The organism is Serratia sp. D1N4 (assembly GCF_054552755.1).
Genome location: NZ_CM137274.1, coordinates 1,820,629 through 1,836,420, shown reverse-complemented (window position 1 = coordinate 1,836,420; position 15,792 = coordinate 1,820,629). Strand labels below are relative to the sequence as shown.

The 15,792-nt window shown below is 52.9% G+C and carries 12 protein-coding genes; 2 read left to right on the top strand and 10 right to left on the bottom strand.

Features of this window, described 5'->3' with window-relative positions; translation table 11 throughout:
• Positions 1 to 2: 2 nt before the first annotated feature.
• The 8 genes from nuoH to lrhA form a co-directional block, all read right to left on the bottom strand.
• Positions 3 to 980, bottom strand: coding sequence for an NADH-quinone oxidoreductase subunit NuoH (nuoH, locus tag ACX1CU_RS07865; RefSeq protein ID WP_459402025.1), 978 nt, complete (start codon positions 978 to 980; stop codon positions 3 to 5).
• Entirely contained in the window at positions 977 to 3,712 is a 2,736-nt protein-coding gene (gene nuoG, locus ACX1CU_RS07860) for an NADH-quinone oxidoreductase subunit NuoG (protein ID WP_459402024.1), read from the bottom strand. Before nuoG ends, nuoH begins: the two co-directional genes overlap by 4 nt.
• A gap of 101 nt (positions 3,713 to 3,813) precedes the next feature.
• A complete protein-coding gene (gene nuoF, locus ACX1CU_RS07855) occupies positions 3,814 to 5,166 on the bottom strand; it encodes an NADH-quinone oxidoreductase subunit NuoF (protein WP_459402023.1) in 1,353 nt (450 codons plus the stop codon).
• Positions 5,163 to 5,696 (bottom strand): NADH-quinone oxidoreductase subunit NuoE, encoded by a 534-nt coding sequence (nuoE, locus tag ACX1CU_RS07850; RefSeq protein WP_459402022.1) that lies wholly within the window; start codon positions 5,694 to 5,696, stop codon positions 5,163 to 5,165. Before nuoE ends, nuoF begins: the two co-directional genes overlap by 4 nt.
• 2 nt (positions 5,697 to 5,698) lie before the next feature.
• Positions 5,699 to 7,495 carry an NADH-quinone oxidoreductase subunit C/D gene (gene nuoC / locus ACX1CU_RS07845; RefSeq protein WP_459402021.1) on the bottom strand — a complete coding sequence of 599 codons (1,797 nt, stop codon included), beginning with the start codon at positions 7,493 to 7,495 and terminating at the stop codon, positions 5,699 to 5,701.
• A gap of 95 nt (positions 7,496 to 7,590) precedes the next feature.
• Positions 7,591 to 8,265 (bottom strand): NuoB/complex I 20 kDa subunit family protein, encoded by a 675-nt coding sequence (locus ACX1CU_RS07840; RefSeq protein ID WP_380672640.1) that lies wholly within the window; start codon positions 8,263 to 8,265, stop codon positions 7,591 to 7,593.
• A gap of 15 nt (positions 8,266 to 8,280) precedes the next feature.
• A complete protein-coding gene (locus ACX1CU_RS07835) occupies positions 8,281 to 8,721 on the bottom strand; it encodes an NADH-quinone oxidoreductase subunit A (protein WP_459402020.1) in 441 nt (146 codons plus the stop codon).
• A 706-nt stretch (positions 8,722 to 9,427) separates the two neighbouring features.
• Entirely contained in the window at positions 9,428 to 10,363 is a 936-nt protein-coding gene (lrhA, locus tag ACX1CU_RS07830; RefSeq protein ID WP_459402019.1) for a transcriptional regulator LrhA, read from the bottom strand.
• Between the two features lie 853 nt (positions 10,364 to 11,216).
• Between lrhA and ACX1CU_RS07825 the strand changes: the two genes are divergently transcribed.
• Together ACX1CU_RS07825 and yfbR are read left to right on the top strand one after the other, a co-directional pair.
• Complete coding sequence (locus ACX1CU_RS07825; RefSeq protein WP_459402018.1) at positions 11,217 to 12,431, top strand: pyridoxal phosphate-dependent aminotransferase; 1,215 nt, start codon at positions 11,217 to 11,219, stop codon at positions 12,429 to 12,431.
• Positions 12,432 to 12,543: 112 nt separating this feature from the next.
• Positions 12,544 to 13,143 carry a 5'-deoxynucleotidase gene (yfbR, locus tag ACX1CU_RS07820; RefSeq protein WP_459402017.1) on the top strand — a complete coding sequence of 200 codons (600 nt, stop codon included), beginning with the start codon at positions 12,544 to 12,546 and terminating at the stop codon, positions 13,141 to 13,143.
• A 27-nt stretch (positions 13,144 to 13,170) separates the two neighbouring features.
• Here the strand turns inward: yfbR and ACX1CU_RS07815 are convergent, their stop codons facing one another.
• Together ACX1CU_RS07815 and ACX1CU_RS07810 are read right to left on the bottom strand one after the other, a co-directional pair.
• Positions 13,171 to 15,006 (bottom strand): SLC13 family permease, encoded by a 1,836-nt coding sequence (locus tag ACX1CU_RS07815; RefSeq protein ID WP_459402016.1) that lies wholly within the window; start codon positions 15,004 to 15,006, stop codon positions 13,171 to 13,173.
• 96 nt (positions 15,007 to 15,102) lie between these two features.
• Positions 15,103 to 15,759: a sugar phosphatase gene (locus tag ACX1CU_RS07810; RefSeq protein WP_459402015.1), complete on the bottom strand. Its 657-nt coding sequence runs from the start codon at positions 15,757 to 15,759 to the stop codon at positions 15,103 to 15,105.
• Between the last annotated feature and the right edge of the window lie 33 nt (positions 15,760 to 15,792).

Genomic DNA, 15,792 nt, shown 5'->3' with positions numbered 1-15,792 from the left:
CCTTATTGAGCGTTGTACAAAATGACCGCGGCAGTTGCCAGCAGGTTCAGCAGCGTCAACGGCAGGCAAACTTTCCAGCCAAATGACATCATCTGGTCATAACGCGGACGCGGCAACGACGCACGGATCAGAATGAACATCACCATGAAGAAGGCCGTTTTCAGAGCGAACCAGATGAATGGCGGCAGGAACGGGCCCTGCCAACCGCCGAAGAACAACGTCACAATCAGGGCAGACACGGTAACGATACCGATGTATTCCCCCACAAAGAACAGCCCGAACTTCATACCGGAATATTCAATGTGATAACCGTCAGCCAGTTCCTGCTCGGCTTCCGGCTGGTCAAACGGATGGCGGTGACATACCGCAACCCCGGCAATGGCGAAGGTCAGGAAACCAAAGAATTGCGGGATGATATTCCAGACATGAGCCTGTGATTCGACGATCGCCTGCATATTGAACGAGTCAGCTTGCGCCACTACCCCCAACACCGACAAACCGAGGAACACTTCATAGCTCAGGGTCTGCGCAGAAGCACGCATCGCACCCAACAGCGAGTATTTGTTGTTGCTCGACCAGCCAGCGAATAGCACGGCGTACACCGCCAGGCCAGCCATCATCAGGAAGAACAGGATACCGATATTGAGATCGGACACCGCCCAGCTAGGGCTGACCGGGACGATAGCAAAGGCCAGCAACAGAGAAGTAAAGGCGATCATCGGTGCCAGGGTAAAAATCATCCTGTCAGAGAAGGTCGGGACCCAGTCTTCTTTGAAGAACATTTTGATCATATCGGCGACCAACTGTAGCGAGCCGCCCCAGCCGACACGGTTAGGCCCGTAACGGTTCTGGAACAGCCCCAGCAGACGGCGTTCGCCGAAGCTCATGAAGGCCCCGCAGCTGACAACCACCAGCAGGATCGCCACCGCTTTCAGAATGGCGATCAGGATGTCGATCACCTCAGGCGTAAACCAGCTCATTGTGCTGCCTCCCGCAGATTTTCAACCGTTGCGCCCACCAACAGCGGCGGGATCCCTGGCAAGCCGAGCGGCAAACCAACCTGGCCTGACGCCAGAGTTTCACTCAAGCGCACCGGCAAACGCAGCGTTTGGCCAGCACAGCTAAACTCCAGCCAGGCACCGGCATTCACACCAAGCTGGGCGGCGTCAGCGCTGTTGACCATCACGTAGGCCTGCGGCATCCGCTGCTGGATCACATCGGCACGCTGTGACATTTCGTCACTGCCAAACAGGTGGTAATACGGCGCAACACGCCAACCTTCGGCTTTAAATGCCAATGGGATTGAGGTGAAGTAACCAAGGTTACCCTCCCCCGCTTCGATCAGGCGGATACCCGGATCGCCATGGCGCAGACTGCCACCCACTTCGGCCTGGAACTTGTTCCATGCCTGCGGTGAGTTCCAACCGGGCGCCCAAGCAAATGGGATTTGCTGACGATCGGCCAGCGGACTGTTGTTCCCTTCCATCGAGAAGGCAAACATAGTGTCTTTATCCTGCGGCTGACGTGGCTCATGCACGCTGATATCAGCACGCATCGCGGTACGGCCACTGTAACGATGCGGCGAACGCGCCAATTTCTGCCCACGAATACGGAAGGTGGCGTCTGGAGCGGCTTCGACAATCCCCTGCAACTGCGGCAACGCGGCCACACAGGCGGCAATCACATCATCGAGCTGCGTCCAGTCAACCTGGCGGCTGGTGTAGGTGGAGTGCAGCGAGTGCATCCAACGCCAGCTTTCCAGCATGATACTGTGGATATTCTTTTTGGCATCATCGTAATAAGCCGGGTCATATACCTGGAAGAAACGCTGTGCGCGGCCTTCCTGGTTGACCAACGTACCGTCGCTCTCAGCAAAACTGGCAGCAGACAGGATCAGGTTGGCTTTGTCCATGATGGCGGTGCGCTGATGGTCGGCAACGATCAGGTTGTTAACCTTAGCCAGTGCCGCATCCACTTTCGCTGCTGGAGCATGACGGTAGAGATCGTTCTCCATTACGATGGCGGTATCGGCGCTGCCACTTTCCAACTGCGCCAGTGCTTCATCAAGAGAACCACCGCCGATCATCGCCAGACCCATGCTGTTGGCGGCAGCGGCTACGAAGGTGATACCGACGTTGGCACCACGGCCTTTCAGCGCTTTGGCGATGTTGGCTGCGGCTTCGATGATGGCATCACTGCCCGCATTGCTGCCGGTAATGATCAACGGCTTCTGCGCACCGGCCAACGCCTGCACGATCACATCAATTTTCTTGTTAAGGCCTGCGGCCAGATCGGTCACTGCCGGTGCGGACTCATCCAGCGCATGGGCGATAGCGAAGCCTAAACGCGCTTGCTCATCAACCGGTGCACGGTAGTTCCAGGCGGCAATATCATCCAGACGGGTATCATCAACGTTGGTGACAAACAGCGGATGTTTAGCATGCTGACCAATATTCTGCACCGCAGCGATCTGCCAGTCGGCAACGCGCTGTGCCGCAGCCATGGCGCGAGCTTTACCTTTCACCGCCTGGCGAACCGACAGCGCGATACGGGCACCGGTCTGAGTCAGATCTTCACCCAGCACCAACACCGCGTCGTAGCTTTCGATTTCACGCAGATTAGGCGTCGTCACTCCGCTGTTTTTCAGCACGTTGAGCATCAGATTCAGGCGCTGTTGCTCAGCCTGATTGATGCCGGTATAGAAGTTTTCTGCCCCCACCAGTTCACGCAGCGCGAAGTTGCTTTCCAGGCTGGCACGTGGTGAGCCGATACCGATGGTTTTCTTCGCCTGACGCAGAATATCTGCCGCGCCCTGCATCGCCTGCTCGGCGTTCAGAGTGATCCAGTCGTTGCCACGCAGTTGTTGCGGCTGGCGCGGACGATCCTTCAGGTTGACATAGCCATAACCAAAGCGACCACGATCACACAGGAAGTAGTGGTTTACGCTGCCGTTGTAGCGGTTTTCGATACGGCGTAGCTCGCCATAACGCTCACCCGGGCTGGTGTTACAGCCGACGCTGCACTGTTGGCAGATGCTCGGTGCAAACTGCATGTCCCACTTACGGTTGTAACGTTCTGAGTGCGTTTTGTCGGTGAAAACGCCGGTTGGGCACACTTCTACCAGGTTGCCGGAAAACTCGCTTTCCAGCGTGCCGCTTTCTGGCCGGCCAAAGTAGATGTTGTCGTGCGCGCCATAGACACCCAAATCGGTACCGTCGGCATAATCTTTGTAGTAACGCACACAGCGATAACAGGCGATGCAGCGGTTCATCTCATGAGAGATAAACGGCCCCAGATCCTGGTTGTTGTGGGTACGCTTGGTGAAGCGGTATCTACGGAAGCTGTGGCCTGTCATTACTGTCATATCCTGCAGGTGACAGTTACCGCCCTCTTCACATACTGGACAATCGTGCGGGTGATTGGTCATCAACCATTCGACCACGCTTTCACGGAACTGCTTGGCTTCAGCATCATCGATGGAAATGAAAGTTCCATCGGATGCCGGTGTCATACAAGACATCACCAAACGGCCACGCGTATCGTCCGCGTTTTGGTATTGCTTTACCGCACATTGGCGGCAAGCGCCGACGCTTCCCAGCGCCGGATGCCAGCAAAAGTAAGGAATATCGAGCCCGAGGGAGAGACACGCCTGTAACAGGTTGTCGGCTCCATCTACGTCGTATTCTTTGCCGTCTACATGAATCGTAGCCATAGTCAGCATGCTTCCAAGTGGCCTGCTTTAAAGCAGGCGTTAATCAAAAATTCTGTATCCCCTGCGTCTCTTAACAAGGCAAAAGACGCCGGGTATAGCGGCTACCAGCGCTGTTTCAACAAGTTGTTTGGCTGAATACCACCAATCGCCTGGATATTGCCCAAATACTGCGGGGCAATGCCGGCTTCAAACTCGTCACGGAAATATTTAATCGCGCTTTGCAGTGGCTCTACGGCACCTGGCGCATGGGCGCAGAAGGTTTTACCTGGGCCGAGGGAGCGGCACAGTTGCTCAAGGGTTTCGATATCCCCCGGCTGACCTTGACCATTTTCCAACGCACGCAGGATCTTCACGCTCCACGGCAGGCCATCGCGGCACGGAGTGCACCAGCCACAGGATTCACGGGCAAAGAACTCTTCCAGATTACGCACCAGCGAAACCATGCCGATTTCGTGATCTACCGCCATCGCCAGCGCCGTACCCAAGCGGCTACCGGCTTTGCCGATATGCTCAAAGTCCATCGGCAGATCCAGATGATCGGCAGTCAGGAAGTCGGTTCCGGCACCGCCCGGCTGCCAGGCTTTGAATTTCAGGCCATCGCGCATGCCACCGGCGTAATCTTCCAGAATTTCACGCGCGGTAGTGCCAAACGGCAGCTCCCAAACGCCTGGGTTTTTCACCCGGCCGGAGAAGCCCATCAGTTTGGTACCGGCATCGTTACTCTTACCGGCGGAAATCCCTTTGTACCAGTCAACGCCGTGCTCAAGAATAGCAGGCACGTTGCACAGGGTTTCGACGTTGTTTACGCAGGTCGGCTTGCCCCACACACCGGCGGACGCCGGGAATGGTGGCTTGGAGCGCGGGTTGGCACGGCGGCCTTCCAGCGAGTTAATCAATGCAGTTTCTTCACCGCAAATATAACGGCCAGCGCCAGTGTGGACGATCAGCTCAAAATCAAAACCGCTGCCTTGGATGTTTTTACCAAGCCAGCCTGCTTCGGTTGCTTCGGCAATCGCACGGCGCAAATGCACGGCCGCTTCAATATATTCGCCACGCAGAAAGATGTAACCCCGATAGGCTTTCAGCGCGAATGCCGAGATCAGCATGCCTTCCACCAGCAGGTGTGGCAGTTGTTCCATCAGCAAACGGTCTTTGTAAGTGCCTGGCTCCATTTCATCGGCGTTACACAGCAGGTAACGGATGTTCATGGATTCGTCTTTCGGCATCAGGCTCCACTTCAAACCGGTGGAGAAACCTGCGCCGCCACGGCCTTTCAGCCCGGCGTCTTTCACCAGATTGACGATCTCGTCGGGTGCCAGGCCTTTAAGGGCTTTTTCAGCGCCCGCGTAACCGTTTTTGCTACGATATTCGTCCAGCCAGACCGGCTGTTCGTCATCACGCAGCCGCCAGGTGAGCGGGTGCATTTCGGCAGTACGTTTGATATCTATCATCATTTATACCGCTCCAGCAATTCGACCGCATTTTCCGGCGTCAGATGAGCGTGAGTATCCTCATCGATCATCATACTCGGGCCCTTGTCGCAGTTACCCAGGCAGCAGGTCGGCAGCAGCGTAAAACGGCCATCGAAGGTGGTTTGCCCCGGCTTGATGTTGAGTTTGTTCTCCAGGGCCGCCTGAATACCCTGATAACCGTTGATGTGACACACTACGCTGTCACAATAACGGATTATGTGGCGACCAACCGGCTGGCGGAAAATCTGGCTGTAGAACGTGGCCACGCCTTCTACGTCGCTGGCAGGAATGCCCAGCACTTCAGCGATGGCATAAATCGCCCCATCGGGAACCCAGCCACGCTGCTTCTGCACAATTTTCAGTGCTTCAATAGAGGCGGCACGAGGATCCTCGTAATGGTGCTTTTCGTGCTCGATCGCATCACGCTCTTGCGCGCTCAGCACAAATGCATCAGCACCGTTTTGGGGAGCGGCTGCATTAATCGGCTCAAGTGCATCGTTATGATCATGCATAGTTAGCGGTCCACATCTGACATTACAAAATCGATACTACCCAGATAGACGATCAGGTCGGAGACCAGGCTGCCACGGATAACCGCAGGGATTTGCTGCAAGTGAGCAAAGCTTGGCGTACGTACCCGGGTGCGATAGCTCATGGTGCTGCCGTCGCTGGTCAGGTAGTAGCTGTTGATCCCTTTCGTGGCTTCAATCATCTGGAATGATTCATTGGCTGGCATCACCGGGCCCCAGGAAACCTGCAGGAAGTGGGTGATCAGCGTTTCAATATGCTGCAGCGTGCGCTCTTTCGGCGGCGGCGTAGTCAGCGGGTGATCGGCCTTGAACGGGCCTTCCGGCATGTTTTTCAGGCATTGCTCAAGAATACGCAGGCTCTGGCGCAGCTCTTCCACTTTCAGCATTACGCGGGTGTAACAGTCGCTGTTGCCGTCGCCGACCGGGACTTCGAAATCGAAGTTCTCATAGCCGGAGTAAGGGCGCCATTTACGCACGTCAAACTCAACACCGGTCGCACGCAGGCCTGCGCCGGTCACGCCCCACTCCAGCGCTTCTTTGGCGTTGTAAGAGGCAACGCCGACAGAGCGGCCTTTCAGAATGCTGTTTTGCAGCGCGGCTTTGACGTAAGAATCAAGGCGCTTCGGCATCCAGTCGAGGAAGTCGCGCAGCAGACGATCCCAGCCACGCGGCAGATCATGCGCGACACCGCCAATGCGGAACCAGGCCGGGTGCATACGGAAACCGGTGATCGCTTCCACCACGTCGTACACTTTCTGACGATCGGTAAAGGCGAAGAACACCGGAGTCATCGCGCCCACGTCCTGAATAAAGGTACTGATGTACAGCAGATGACTGTTGATGCGGAACAGTTCAGAAAGCATTACGCGGATGGTGTTGACACGATCCGGCACCACGATCCCAGCCAGTTTTTCCACTGCCAGCACGTAAGGCATTTCGTTCACGCAGCCGCCGAGATACTCGATACGGTCGGTGTACGGAATGTAGCTGTGCCAAGACTGGCGCTCGCCCATTTTCTCGGCACCGCGGTGGTGATAGCCCACGTCTGGCACGCAGTCGACAATCTCTTCGCCATCCAACTGCAGAATAATACGGAATGCGCCGTGCGAAGACGGGTGGTTCGGGCCGAGGTTAAGGAACATAAAGTCCTCGTTCTCGGTGCCACGTTTCATGCCCCAATCTTCCGGCTTGAACTTCAGCGACTCCATTTCCAGATCTTCTTTCTGTTTGGTCAACACAAAGGGATCGAATTCGGTGGCGCGCGCCGGATAGTCTTTACGCAGCGGGTGGCCTTCCCAGCTCTGCGGCATCATGATGCGCGTCAGGTGCGGGTGGCCGTCGAAGGTAATACCGAACATTTCCCAGGTTTCGCGCTCATACCAGTTGGCATTCGGGAACACTTTGGTCGCTGTGGGCACGTGCAGGTCTTTTTCAGACAGCGCCACTTTCAGCATGATGTCACGGTTACGTTCGATCGAAATCAGATGATAGAAAACGGAGAAATCTGCAGCAGGCAGGCCCTGGCGGTGAGTACGAAGACGTTCGTCAACACCATGCAGATCGAACAGCATCACATAAGGCTTCGGCTGTTTCTTCAGGAATGTCATGACTTCCAGTAACTGGCCAGGCTTGACCCATACCACGGGCATTCCGGTACGGGTGGGCTGAACAGTAAAGGCTTCCGGCCCAAAACGGTTGCGCAGTTCGCCAATCACCGGATCGTCAAGATGGTCACGGGTGTGCCAAGCAGGCTGGGCGTCGGGCGTCGTTAAATCTGTCATAATTTTTTCACCACATTAAATGGTCATTTTTACCGCAAGCTTAACTACTCTTTGTTACCACACCTATGCAGCAAGATTAGCGCTTATCAGCAATCTTAAATCTCGTCAGGCGATCGCAGGTTGGTCACCGCGATACGCTCTGCGTGCTTACGCTCTTTTTCAGACTGCATATTGGCGCGGTAAACGCCCTGATCGCCAACGACCCACGACAGCGGGCGGCGTTCTTTACCAATGGATTCCTGCAGCAGCAATAACGCCTGCATGTAGGCTTCCGGGCGTGGTGGACAGCCTGGGATATACACATCAACCGGCAGGAATTTATCGACGCCCTGCACTACGGAATAGATATCGTACATACCGCCGGAGTTGGCACAGGCGCCCATCGAGATCACCCACTTAGGCTCCAGCATCTGTTCGTACAGGCGCTGAATAACCGGGGCCATCTTGGTGAAGCAGGTACCGGCAACCACCATGAAATCCGCCTGGCGAGGAGAAGCACGTAAGACCTCTGCACCAAAGCGCGCCACGTCATGCACGGCGGTAAACGAGGTCACCATTTCCACATAACAGCATGAAAGACCGAAGTTGTACGGCCAAAGAGAGTTTTTACGCCCCCAGTTCACCATGTCATGCAAAGCATGTTCAAGTTTACCCATGTAAACCGTCCGGTGAACCTGCTGCTCAAGGGGATCGCCAACGATCTCCTGTTTTTGCAGGGGATAACGGTCATTCTCACCGTTCGGGTCTATGCGGGTGAGCGTATAGTCCATCTTAATGCCTCGCTGTTACTGCGGATGACTGTTGCTAGCGTTCTTGATTGTGCTTGGCTTGCTCAGGCGCTTGGAACGCACCGGAGTCCAATCCAATGCGCCGATACGCACCAGATAAACCAAACCAACCAGTAACACCACAATGAAAATGGCGGCTTCGATAAAGCCTACCCAACCGCTCTCACGAATGGAGACCGACCAGGCAAACAGATACAAGGCTTCAACATCGAAAATAACGAAGAACATGGCGACCAGGTAGAACTTGGCGGAAAGACGCATACGCGCCGAGCCCACCGAGTCGATCCCGGACTCATAAGGGGTGTTTTTAGCGCGCGCCTGAGCTCTCCCGCCCAAGAAGAACGCGCCCAGCAGCATGAGGCCGCAAAGCCCGATTGCCATGACAAGAAATACGGCGAACGCCCAGTGATGAGCGATAACTTCAGTGGTTGTTGACATACTCTATGCTTACTCATCAAAAGTGGCGTCGATCGTTCTGCTCTTGTTACTGGCAGTTAGTGCACCACATCGATTTAAGGGAAGGATAAATGACCACACAAACACACTGCTTTTACAGAGAGTTAGGCAGTATTTTTACTGTGGGCTTTTTACTCCTTTCTATAACCTTTTGTCAACTTCGACAAAAGAATCTACACATTAGTTTACATACACACCATTTGATTAACATATGATGCGCTAGCTTAGGCTAAATCGTGTCAGTTAATTGCCGTGTAGAAACAGATAGATATAAACCAACATGCATATTTCAGTTTTACTATACCATTCTCTCAGGATTTCCCTGTTGTTCCACTCACTACCTAGGGGTATTTTTTTGATCCAAGACACGTTTCAGACAGAAAACTTCAAAAAAAGTGTGGCACTTTAACAATTTTTATCAATATCAGCTAAAAAATGACCGCACTAAAGTATCAAAACGCCTCCATGAACTCCAGAGTTTTACCCCCTTGTTATTTCTGTATAAAAAACAGACAAGCCGAATTTATTGCTATCCAGACCCAGTCAGCCATCCAAGGATAGTGAAAGAAATAACGCTTTCACTCAATAAACGGGGGAAACTGGATATAAATCGTTATTTCGCCCATTCCCAAGTAAAAAAAACCTCCGCCGAAGCAGAGGTTTTCTCATCAAACAACCCGCTTAATGGTTACTCCTCTTCACCGTCAGCCAGGCAGGAGTCATCTACCACAACAGACTCCCCGCTGAAATGATAAGTTTCGTTACCATTTTGCACCGCGCTGAAAATCGCCATTGCCAGCTCATTTTCACACTTCATATCTTTGCACAATGCGTATTGAGTATCAGGAAGATGCGGTAAACCTTCTGTCGCCCCCAGTACCCGCAGATCTGGGCTCATCATCTCGATAGGCCGCGCGGTAATCCCCAATCCGGCTTTGCACGCCGCACGCACCGCAGATAACGTTGACGCCACATAGGCAATGCGCCAAGGAATACCGGCAGCATCCAGATGTTTGATCGCCATTGCACGGAATGGGCTGGGTTCATCCAGCACCACCAGCGGAATGGGTTCGCCTGCCTGGAAATAGTAGTCCGCCGCGCAATACCACAGCGTAGGTGACGTACGCAGGACAATGTGAGGATGTCCTTCAGTATCCACAGTGGTGATAGCCAAATCCACTTCACCGTTTTTCAGCATGTCGATCATGAACGGGCTACGTTTTACCCGTACATCGATGGCCAGCTTGGGATAGACCGATGTCACTCGATTAAGCAGGAAAGGGAGGATGGTATCCGCAGTATCATCAGAAGCACCGATCGTCAGGGTTCCTTTGATATTGTTATACATCAATGAGGTACAGGCTTCATCGTTAAAACGCAGGATTTTCCTGGCATAACTGAGAAGCTGAATACCGTGTTCCGTTAATAACTTATTGCGCCCATGGCGAGCAAATAACTCTTTGCCGACCAATTGCTCTAACCGCTGCATTTGTTGACTGACAGCTGACTGAGTACGACAAACGGCGACAGCAGCCGCCGCAAAAGTATTCAAATCAGCAACAGCAACAAAGGTTCTTAGCAGATCGAGGTCGAGATTAAGTATCGGACGATTTGCATTTATCATAGTGTTTTCTTCACTTTTTAAATTCTAATTTACAAACTACCCTGGTGTATTTCTAAGGCACTGCTAAAAAGGGCAAGCGCCAGACATGACAGTACCCCACTCATTAGATGAGGGCAAAAAAATTACTTATATTTCGTTATCTCTATCGCTTTTTATCCACGATCTATCGCAATAGCTTATTGATACAAGGCAAAGTTACGACGAAAAGTGCTTAGGCACAGAATAATTGGTGGTTAACCACATCCAAACCATCTCACTTCCTCACCGATCGTGCAGAGCTAGACGGGCCAGACCGCAGGATCCTATTGCTACTTTTCGTTCAATAGATAAATATCTTTTTGTGTATCATTGGGTTCATTTACTCACGAATTTAATAAATTCAATCAGTAAGGATTTTTATTATTAAATTATATACAATTTTACTTAAAAAACTCTTAAGTTAATTACTGAAGTTCCTCTAATACAATTTTACTTTACTAAGAAGTGTCGTATTACTAGCCACTACCAGCCATAAGATAATTCTCTCATTATCATTTTTTTACAATTTTAGTCGTATTCTACGTCCTGTCATGTACGCGTAATGTATGCACCAAGAGAGACATGTGGCAGAGAACCTTTACATCAACACACTTTAATTCAAACAAAAACGCCTAAAAAAAGCCATAAAAAAGAATTTAATTCTTGCATATGGATTATAACAGACGCATCATCGTTTAAATCATCGATTTAGCCGATCGTTTGCACCAAAGGCGCGCACAACCCTTCAAAATCAGGAGCACCAGGAGTACATTGGGCGGGTTGCGGTGTTCCACGGTAGGATCATCCCCCATCCCAGCAAAAGGCTCAACTTTCTATGTCCCCCATTGAGAAATCCAGCAAACTGGACAACGTCTGCTATGACATTCGTGGCCCGGTGCTCAAAGAAGCTAAGCGTCTTGAAGAAGAAGGCAACAAAGTCCTTAAATTGAACATCGGCAACCCTGCGCCGTTTGGTTTTGATGCCCCTGATGAAATTCTCGTCGATGTGATCCGCAACCTCCCTACGGCACAGGGCTATTGCGACTCCAAAGGGCTCTTCTCGGCGCGTAAGGCGATCATGCAGCACTATCAGGCACGTAACATGCGTGATGTGACCGTTGAGGATATCTACATTGGTAACGGTGTCTCTGAGCTGATCGTGCAATCCATGCAGGCGCTGCTTAACATTGGTGACGAAATGCTGGTGCCAGCCCCCGACTACCCGCTGTGGACGGCGGCGGTATCGCTCTCCAGCGGCAAAGCGGTGCACTATATCTGCGACGAAGAATCCGGCTGGTTCCCGGATCTGGACGATATCCGCAGCAAAATCACCCCGCGCACCCGCGGTATTGTGATCATCAACCCCAACAACCCGACCGGCGCGGTCTACAGCAAAGAATTGCTGGAGCAGATCGTCGAGATCGCCCGTCAGCACGACCTGATCATCTTCGCCGATGAAATTTACGACAAGATCCTTTACGACGATGCCGAGCATCACTCCATTGCTGCACTGGCCCCAGATCTGCTGACGGTCACCTTTAACGGTTTATCCAAAACCTATCGCGTTGCCGGTTTCCGCCAAGGCTGGATGGTGCTTAACGGGCCGAAGAAACACGCCAAAGGCTATATCGAAGGGCTGGAGATGCTGGCATCAATGCGCCTTTGTGCCAACGTGCCAATGCAACATGCGATCCAGACTGCGCTCGGCGGTTATCAGAGCATCAGCGAATTTATTCAACCCGGCGGGCGTCTGTATGAACAGCGCAACCGCACCTGGGAATTGCTGAATGATATTCCAGGCGTTTCCTGCGTGAAGCCCCAGGGCGCGCTGTATATGTTCCCGCGTATTGATGCCAAGCGCTTCAATATCCGCGACGACCAGAAAATGGTGCTGGATCTGCTGTTGCAGGAAAAAGTCCTGTTGGTACAAGGTAGCGCATTCAACTGGCCTTACCCTGACCACGTACGTATCGTAACTTTGCCGCGAGTCGATGAGTTGGAAATGGCCGTCGGTAAACTGGGTCGTTTCCTCGAAACCTACCATCAGTGATTTTTATGGGCGCAGTTTGCTGGCTGCGCCCACACCGCACAACTGGGTTTGCATAACCTGCCGCCACTGCTCACAATAACGGCCTCACTTGCCGTTGTCTAAAGAGAGCACCATGAGCCAGAGCCATTTCTTTGCCCACCTTTCCCGTTTGAAACTGATTAGTCGCTGGCCGCTGATGCGCAACGTGCGTACCGAAAACGTTTCCGAGCACAGCCTGCAAGTCGCGTTTGTCGCCCATGCGCTGGCGGCGATCAAGAACCGCAAATTTAACGGTAACCTGAACGCCGAGCGCGTGGCGCTATTGGCGATGTACCACGATGCCAGTGAAGTGTTGACCGGCGATATGCCCACTCCCATCAAGTATTACAATCCGCAGATTGCCTACGAATACAAAAAAATCGAAAAAATCGCGCAACAAAAACTGCTTGAGATGATTCCAAAAGAACTACAGAACGATTTCCGTTCGATTCTTGATGAGCACTATTACACTGAGGATGAGAAATTACTGGTAAAACAGGCTGACGCCCTCTGTGCCTACCTGAAATGCCTGGAAGAGCTGTCTGCCGGAAATAACGAATTTACCTTAGCTAAAGCACGCTTGGAGAAAACACTGCAACTGCGTCAAAGCCCGGAAATGGATTATTTTATGGAGGTATTTATCCCGAGCTTTAGCCTGTCGCTGGATGAGATCAGTAGCGATTCTCCATTATAATCACTATCGTGGGCCCGAAATCCGGGCCTAAAACGCATACAACCACGGCACCACCACCACGCTGACGATCATCACCAACACCGTGAACGGCACGCCGATGCGCACAAAATCGCCAAACTTGTAATTCCCTGGCCCCAATACCAGGGTATTCACCGGTGATGACACCGGCGTCATAAAAGCAGCCGAAGCCGCAATGGCAATAATCATGGCAAACGGATAAGGCGAAACTCCCATCTTATGCGCCGCCGCAATGGCGATAGGTGCCATCAATACCGCCGTGGCGGTATTGGAGATAAACAGCCCGATGGAGGCGCAAAGTACAAACAGGCACACCAGCATCACACGCGGGCCTGCTTCACCGGCGATATCCATCAGCCCTTGCACGATCAAATCCACACCGCCGGTCTTCTGCAATGCTTGGGCAAAGGGCATCATACCGACGATCAAAATAATACTTGGCCAATGGATCGCTTTATAAGCGCTTTCCATATTAATGCAGCGGAAACGGCCCATCAGCAGGCAGGCAATCAGTGCGGCGATAGGGTTCGGGATCTCATCGGTCAGCATCATCGCCACCATCAATGCCAGGCAGAACAAGGCATGCGGTGCCTGGGTGATGGCAGGTGCCACCTCATCCACCTCTGCGGGCAGATTCAGCACGATAAAGTCATGGGTTTTGGCCTGTAATTGGCGGATCGCTTTCCAGTCACCGATCACCAGCAGGATATCCCCCAACGTCAGTGGCTCATCAACCAGTTTACCTTCCAGCGTTTTGCCGTTGCGGCGGATACCGACCACGTTCAGATCGTAACGGCTGCGGAAAGCCGCATCACGCACGCATTTCCCCAGCAAGGCTGAATCGGGGATAAGCGACACTTCTGCCATCCCCACGTTGCGCGCTTGTTCAGAGAAATACTCACCACGCAGGATCATCGGTTCCAATAGCTGTTCGCTGCAAAACTGACGTAAATCGATGTCGCAATCCGACATATCAATCAGCAACACATCCCCTTCACGCAGTTCCGTGCTGCCAAAAGCGCTGATCATCACACGCCGAAAGCGTTTCCAGCGCTCTATGCCGATAACGTTGGCACCATAGCGGGCACGCAGATGCAGTTCATCCAAAGAGCGGCCAATCAGAGGTGAACTACTGCGAACAGCCAAGCGACGCGCCCGCCCGGTCAATTTATAGTCACGAATCAGATCGCGAAACGTCCGACGCTGCCAGGTAACCTTGGTATTTTTCGCACCGCCGCTATTACCAAGCCAACGGCGGGCGATCAGCATATAGCCCACCCCCAGCAGTAACACGATCAGGCCGATTGGCGTCACGCCGAAGAAACTGAAACCGGCAAGCCCCTCGCGCACCAATTCGCTGTTGACCACCATATTCGGCGGCGTGGCCACCAGCGTCATCATGCCGCTGATAAGCCCTGCAAAACTTAACGGCATCATCAGTCGCCCCGGTGAGATCTTCATCCGTACCGCCACGCTGAGTACTACCGGGATGAAGATCGCCACTACCCCGGTCGAACTCATAAATGCACCCAGCCCGGCCACGGTGAACATCAACAGTGCCAGCATTTTGGTTTCACTGCTGCCTGCCACTTTCACCAACCAATCGCCGACCTGATAAGCCACACCGGTGCGCACTAAGCCTTCACCGATCACAAACAAAGCAGCGATCAAAATCACGTTAGGATCGCTAAAACCGGCCGTTGCCTCTTGCAGAGTCAGGGTGCCGCTCAGCACAAACGCGATGATCACCAACAAAGCCACCACGTCCATACGCAGCTTGTTGGTAGTAAACAGCACAATGGCTATCAACAATAAAATCAAAACCCAGAGTAATTCGCTGTTCAAAACGGCCTCATCCTACAGTGATCCAGGGCTTAAAAATTAGCATAAAAAAACCCCACAGATGCGGGGTCTAATCAATTTGAGGTAAAAAAACACAGATTAAGCAATAAGTTCGATGCTTGCACCCTGCGATGCCTTCTCAACCTTAATCTGAGTCAGCGAAGAGAGTATCAGATCCACCTGGTCAAGCTTCGGCGCTTCTGCCGGTACGTTAACCGCAATCACCTGACACCCCGCAGCCAAGCCGGAAAGGATCCCGGCGGGCGCATCCTCTACCACTACACAGGCCTGCGGAGCCAGGCCCAAACGTTCGGCTCCCAGCAGATAAGCGTCCGGCTGCGGTTTACCCTGTTTCACCAGTTCTGCGGTAATAAACACTTCCGGCTGCGGCAAACCACCCGCCTTACGCCGTGCGCTGGCGACCGGGATCGAACCCGAGGTGACTATCGCCCAGGGAATACTCAGTGCATTGAGCCGCTCCAACAGCGCCACGGCACCGGGCAGTGCGCTGACGCCATCGGTATCCTGCGCCTCCATCTGCTCCAGTAAATCAAACTCATGCTGAATCGCCGCTTCTGTCGCCCCTGGCATAAAATGGCGCAGCGAGGTAATTGCCTGTTTACCGTGAATAAACGCCAACACCTCCTGAGGGCTGATACCGTGGCGCTCAGCCCAGTGAGTCCAGGCGCGTTCCACTGCGGGCAATGAATCTACTAACGTTCCATCAAGGTCGAACAAAAAACCCTTACATTCCACAGAAAACCTCTTCTATCTCCGTTATCTTTCAAA